This is a genomic window from 'Fragaria x ananassa' phyllody phytoplasma (genome assembly GCF_018274325.1).
Taxonomy (GTDB): domain Bacteria; phylum Bacillota_I; class Bacilli_A; order Acholeplasmatales; family Acholeplasmataceae; genus Phytoplasma.
Genome location: NZ_JAGVRH010000023.1, coordinates 1 through 2,820, shown reverse-complemented (window position 1 = coordinate 2,820; position 2,820 = coordinate 1). Strand labels below are relative to the sequence as shown.

Here is a 2,820-nt window from a genome sequence, read left to right as displayed (position 1 = left end):
AGCCTTTAATTTAATATCAAAAGAATATAATTTTAACTTTTTCTCCATTTCTAAACTCATTTCTGTTTGATTAATATTATCTTAATTTATAAGTTTTTGATGTTAATTAACGTTTTTTAATTTTTAATTAAAAAAAATAATAATAAAATCTTTTTGAGTAAGATTTATTGTTATTTTAAAAGGTTTAAATTATTCCTTTTTTTGTGTGTTATATTTTTGATTATATAAAGTAATATATCCTTTAACTGGGTTGAAGTGGAGATAATAGATTTTTTTGTTTATAGGGTTTGATTCTAAAGGACATTCAACTTCATCCATGAAAAAGTCTTTATCTTTTTCTAATAACCATTTAGGGCCTTCATATTCGAATTCATAATAATACTTTGATAGTTTATTAAGAAAATTTATTTCATCAAATTCTGAATCATTACTTTTATGAAGGGGCCAAAAAGTTCCGAAATAATTAATATTTTCTCTATGTGATTCATACCATTTGTCGAAAGGATTTTTAGTGAACGGCGCTAAATCAGTAGGTACAGATTCAGGATGTTGGCATTTATCAAGTCCATCTAGTCCATAGTGTTTGTAGGTTCTTTTAATCATCCATGTTCCTTCTTCATGAATACTATCATGCCATATCCATTTTCCTTCAATGTTTTTATATGGTGTGTTAATTCTATCAAGTATATATCTTATACCACTTTTTCCTTGAAACCATTCATCTTGCGTTTCTGTTTTAGAATTAGGAATATTATAAACCTTATTTTTATTAGTTATATCATATTTGATATCTAAATATAAAAAACCACCTAACCCAATTACAGTAACTCCAAAAATAACATAATAAGCAATCATCATCTGTTTTAAATTAACTTTTTTTATCCGATTTTTATTTTGTTGTCTTTGAGAAAAATATATAAATAAAGGAATAACTCCAAATAAAACAACTAAAATCCCAATAATAATTAATATCTTAAATAATTCCATTTGTTATAATTTCCTTTTTTAAATATACCAACATTCTATCAAAAATAAAATAATAATTCATATTTTTTGCATTATTGTTTAAACCAACTAAACTACCCCAAAAAAATGAAACCAGTTGAAAACTAACAAAATAGCCAAATTGTTTATTAATTAAAAATAAACGTTTTGGCTATTTTTTTATATCCAAATTGAAAAAGAAGGATAAATTATTAGAAGTAGAGCAATCATTATTAGGAACATTTTTTTAAACCCTGAAAAAATAAATGCTGTTATAAGTTTGATTAAAACCAATAACTTTAATAACCTAAGTCATTGTTATATTTTTGAAGCAATTAAACAACTTAAAAAACAAAATCATGATATCGTACACTTAAAGAATTAGTATATGAAGGATATACCACGTGGACAATTAAGAGGTTTAGGGTTTATAGTTTAATATTAAATATCAAGAAAGGATTTTATTTTTATTTTTTTTAATTTAATTATTATATATTTTACCCTCTTTTTTATAGGGTTTTTGGTGTTTTTTTTACATTTTTTTGTTACAAAACCTTAAAATTAAGGTATAACATAGGTATAAATAGTGAAAGATAAAGGTTAGTTATAAATGTTAATTCCCAAAGCAAAAATAAATAATTTTTAAATTCTTTAACGCTTATCACCTATTTGAATATAGAAGATCATAGATTTAACATCGTAACTTATTAAAAAAAAGTAGGAGAAAACCAAAAATGACTAAAAAAATAATTAAAAAAATATCAGATAATTATTTTTATTATAACTCAAAATAGATTTATGTCAACAAGAAAAATATTTATAATTTATTTTATATTGTTAATAATAAATTAAAAACTAATTTTTACAAGAGTATAAAATTTTTCTTAATTTAATTTTTAAATCTATTTGATCTAAAGATATTTTGCATAATTTTTTTTTAAGATCAGATTGATTTTTCTTTAAAAATTCTATTTGAAATTTTAAAAAAATTGAATTTCTTTCTGAAACATTAGGATTTTTTTCACTTTGAATTTCTAAATGAAATAATAAATTTTCTAAATTATCTTTTATTTCTTGTGAAATTAAATTTTTTTGTTTTGATAAATTATCTATCTGATATTCTAAAATTTCAATTTTTTTTTCCGAAGAATTAAAAATTTTTTCTGAAGAATCTGTTTTTTCCATTTTTGAATAAAATTTACCAGCAAAAATTAAATTTGTTTTATTAAAATTTAATAATAAATAAATAAAAAAAATTATGGTTAAAAAAAATTTAAAGCTAAATTTTATCTTTTTTAAAGTTAAATACATATTTAAAAATATCTTTCTAATAAAAATTTTAAATTTAGACATGAAAAAATAAATTAATAAAAAGAGTTTAAAGTTTGATATGGAATATTTATTTATCCGTCCAAATTTAATTTTACTAAAATTAGAAGATAAATTGTTATTTAAATTAGTTAAAAATAAGAAAAAAATGATTTATCTTAATTAAAATCAATCTGAGGACATTAAATAAAAATAGTTTTGTAAACTTTTCTTTATTTTCAAAGATCAAAGATCACAATATCAAAATTGAAAATAAAAATTAGTTAAATAAAAATAATCAATTTTATGTTCAGCAAGAAGGGAGGATGTATTAAGTAATGCACTATTTCTTTTCTCTTCCCCCTCATTCTTTTTTAGATCTGTGTTTGTGGATTCCGCTTGTCAATCCTCACAATATATAAAACATTAAGTACACCAAAATCGAATGTAAAAAAAAAGGATTTTTTTATGTGAGATTTTGGGTTTAATGTTATATTGTGAGTTAGGATTGATAAGACGGATAAATGA

At 20.8% G+C, this 2,820-nt stretch carries 3 protein-coding genes; 1 reads left to right on the top strand and 2 read right to left on the bottom strand.

Translation table 11 applies throughout. The features are described from left to right. Positions 1-189: 189 nt before the first annotated feature. The gene (locus tag J8J04_RS02985) at positions 190-987 is read right to left on the bottom strand and encodes a hypothetical protein (RefSeq protein WP_212332220.1); all 798 of its coding nucleotides are present in this window, start codon (positions 985-987) and stop codon (positions 190-192) included. Between the two features lie 277 nt (positions 988-1,264). On the opposite strand from J8J04_RS02985, the gene J8J04_RS03410 reads away from it, so the two are divergent. Continuing rightward, positions 1,265-1,369 (top strand): hypothetical protein, encoded by a 105-nt coding sequence (locus J8J04_RS03410; RefSeq protein ID WP_425305786.1) that lies wholly within the window; start codon positions 1,265-1,267, stop codon positions 1,367-1,369. A 470-nt stretch (positions 1,370-1,839) separates the two neighbouring features. Here the strand turns inward: J8J04_RS03410 and J8J04_RS02975 are convergent, their stop codons facing one another. Next, the gene (locus tag J8J04_RS02975) at positions 1,840-2,169 is read right to left on the bottom strand and encodes an effector protein (RefSeq protein WP_225885842.1); all 330 of its coding nucleotides are present in this window, start codon (positions 2,167-2,169) and stop codon (positions 1,840-1,842) included. Between the last annotated feature and the right edge of the window lie 651 nt (positions 2,170-2,820).